This window comes from Nostoc cycadae WK-1 (genome assembly GCF_002897135.1).
Lineage (GTDB): Bacteria > Cyanobacteriota > Cyanobacteriia > Cyanobacteriales > Nostocaceae > Nostoc_B.
Genome location: NZ_DF978465.1, coordinates 481 through 3,998 on the forward strand (window position 1 = coordinate 481; position 3,518 = coordinate 3,998).

A 3,518-nucleotide genomic window follows, 5' to 3' on the forward strand; every position below is an offset into this window, starting at 1 on the left:
GATGGCAAGTATATTGCCAGTGCCAGTGATGACAGCACACTAAGGTTGTGGAATACAAGTGGCAAGTTGCTCCACACCCTTAACGGTCATACAGCAGCTGTCACGGCGGTAGCGTTCAGTCCCGATGGCAAGTATATTGCCAGTGCCAGTGATGACAGCACACTAAGGTTGTGGGATACAAGTGGCAAGTTGCTCCACACCCTTAACGGTCATACAGCAGCTGTCACGGCGGTAGCGTTCAGTCCCGATGGCAAGTATATTGCCAGTGCCAGTGGTGACAGCACACTAAGGTTGTGGGATACAAGTGGCAAGTTGCTCCACACCCTTAACGGTCATACAGCAGCTGTCACGGCGGTAGCGTTCAGTCCTGATGGCAAGTATATTGCCAGTGCCAGTGATGACAGAACATTAAGGTTGTGGGATACAAGTGGCAAGTTGCTCCACACCCTTAACGGTCATACAGCAGCTGTCACGGCGGTAGCGTTCAGTCCTGATGGCAAGTATATTGCCAGTGCCAGTGATGACAGAACATTAAGGTTGTGGGATACCAGCGGCAAGTTGCTCCACACCCTTAACGGTCATATCACACCTGTCACGGCGGTGGCGTTCAGTCCTGATGGTCAGTACATTGTCAGTGCCAGTGGTGGTGCTGACAGCACGTTAAGGTTGTGGGATACCAGCGGCAAGTTGCTCTACACCCTCAACGGTCATACAGCAAATATCACGGCGGTGGCGTTCAGTCCTGATAGTCAGTACATTGTCAGTGCCAGTTGGGACAGAACGTTAAGGTTGTGGGGTACCAGCGGTAAGTTTCTCCACACTCTCAACGGTCATACAGCAGCTGTCACGGCGGTGGCGTTCAGTCCTGATAGTCAGTACATTGTCAGTGCCAGTTGGGACAGCACGTTAAGATTGTGGGATACCAGAGGTAAGTTGCTCCACACTCTCAAAGGTCATACAGCAGCTGTCACGGAGGTAGTGTTCAGTCCTGATGGTCAGTACATTGTCAGTGCCAGTAATGACAGAACGTTAAGGTTGTGGGATACCAGCGGCAAGTTGCTCCACACCCTCAACGGTCATACAGAAATTATCACGGCGGTAGCATTCAGTCCCGATGGCAAGTATATTGCCAGTGCCAGTGGTGACAGAACGTTAAGGTTGTGGGATACCAGCGGCAAGTTGCTCCACACTCTCAAAGGTCATGGTCATATTCTTCGTGTCAGGGCGGTGGCGTTCAGTCCTGATGGTAAATATATTGCCAGTGGCAGTGAGGAGCACACGGTAAGGTTATGGGATACAAGCGGCAAATTGCTTCACACTCTCAACAGCCATACAGGAACTATCACGGCGGTAGCGTTCAGTCTCGATAGCAAATATATTGTCAGTGCCAGTGATGACAACACGTTAAGGTTGTGGGATACCAGCGGCAGGTTGCTCCACACCCTCAACGGTCATACCAATTTTGTTACGAAGGTGGCGTTCAGTCCCAATGGCCAGTATATTGTCAGTGGCAGTTGGGACAGCACGTTAAGGTTGTGGGATACAAGCGGCAGGTTTCTCCACACTCTCAAAGGTCATACCGCAGCTGTCACGGCGGTAGTGTTCAGTCCTGATAGCAAGTATATCGTCAGTGGCAGTGCAGACAAGACACTACAGTTGTGGGATACAAGTGGCAAGTTGCTCCACACCCTCAACGGTCACACCAATACTGTCTGGGCGGTGGCGTTCAGTCCCAATGGTAAATATATTGTCAGTGCCAGTGATGACAATACGCTACGATTGTGGCTTGGTGGTAATTGGCAAGATTGGCTAAAAGTGGGGTGTGATCATTTAGGTAAGCATCCTACACTTCTAGAAGCTAAAACTGAAGACGCAAAAGCCGCAGCACAAACCTGTCTAGACTATGCTAATTGGAGCAACAGCGAAAAAGCTCAGTTCTTAGTTAATCAAGGTCAAGCCATAGCAAAAACAGAGGGAGATATTAAAACTGCTACAACTAAGTTTAATCAAGCCCGAAAATGGGATTCTAATGTCGCTACTCCTAGCAAAACAGAATTAGAACAATTAGCAGCCCCTGCTCTAGTTACTCAGGGAGAGAAGCTCGTCAAAGATGGTAAAGTCAAGGAAGCTCTTGCTGCTTATGCAGACGCACAAAAATTCGATCCCAACTTAAAAATATCTGCTTATTCTTGGAATAGCCTCTGTTGGGATGGCAGTTTAAGAGGATATGTCCAAGATGTAATGTTTGCCTGTGAAAAAGCAGTGAAACTTAAACCTGAAGGTTATATTCGGGATAGCCGTGGTCTTGCTAGGGCTTTGACTGGGAATACTCAAGGAGCGATTGAAGACTTTGAGGCATTTATCAAATCAACTGATGATAAGCAATTAGCAGCACAACGGCAAAGTTGGGTTAATGCTCTCCGTTCTGGTAAAAATCCTTTTACAAAAGAAGAAATTCAGCGTTTATTAGAGGCCAGTCAGTGAACAGTTATCAGTTATCAGGTGTATGGCTTATTGTGGTTCAAGGTTTGCTCGGTGTTAAAGCTGTATAAATTTCGTATTACCTTGGGGTTGATGAGATTGCTTTTCTTCACTGCGTTGCGATCTCAATGACAGCTACTATCTTGAATAAAAACTGAGTATAAAATTTCAAGTTATGGAGTCAGAAATTATTCAACATCCACCTTGGTATGTCGAACCCAAAGAAGGGGAAAGTATCAGTCATTATTTTGGTCGATTTAGGCGACACGAAGCCGTTTGCATTTCATCCCCTGGAACTTTAAGTAAAGCCGCAGGTATTGGCCCGGTATTAGCAAGATGGGAGAAATTTCGGTTTAATCCGTTTCCCAGCCAAAAGGAATTAGACGCAATTAGTCAATTAATTGGCTTAGATGCAGACCAAATTGCTCAAATGCTCCCACCCAAGGGTGAAAAAATGAAACTGGAGCCAATACGCTTGTGTGCTGCCTGTTATGCAGAGCAACCGTATCATAAATTAGAGTGGCAGTTTCAATCAACAGTGGGGTGCAACATCCACAAGTTACGTCTACTTTCAGAATGTCCCTTTTGCAAAGAGCGTTTTGCTATCCCTGCGTTATGGGAACAGGGAGAATGTAACAAATGCCATGCACCTTTTAGAAGTATGAAAAAGCGACAGAAAGCTTATTAGGCGATATTGCCAGTAAAGTTTTATGGCTGTACCCAGGTGTTCCAGAGCTTACTATTACCTACATTGTCTTAAAAATGCGATCGCCAGTAGTTAGCTATGTTTTCTAAGTATAGTTAATAAACATTAAACCAATTTAACTCACAATCTGTTGCAATGACAGTAACCTCATTGTTTTATAGCGTTAATAAGAATACTGAAGACCTTATTAGATACGAATTATTCTTAATCGATTAAACTAATAGGTCTATCCCTCTTCTGTCACTTTCCGGCTATAACGATTAGAAGAAAGGAAAGATAAAACCCTACAAGGTAAGTAGAGCAATGGATGTAGAATTACAAATCCTGAAAC

2 protein-coding genes are annotated in these 3,518 nt (G+C 45.4%); both read left to right on the forward strand.

The annotated features are described in order from the left end of the window. Positions 1-2,484: WD40 domain-containing protein (locus NCWK1_RS28780; protein WP_187308279.1), on the forward strand; the 2,484-nt coding region annotated here is incomplete at its 5' end. Positions 2,485-2,656: 172 nt separating this feature from the next. Beyond that, positions 2,657-3,169: a TniQ family protein gene (locus NCWK1_RS28785; protein WP_103127039.1), complete on the forward strand. Its 513-nt coding sequence runs from the start codon at positions 2,657-2,659 to the stop codon at positions 3,167-3,169. The last annotated feature ends 349 nt before the right edge of the window (positions 3,170-3,518 follow it).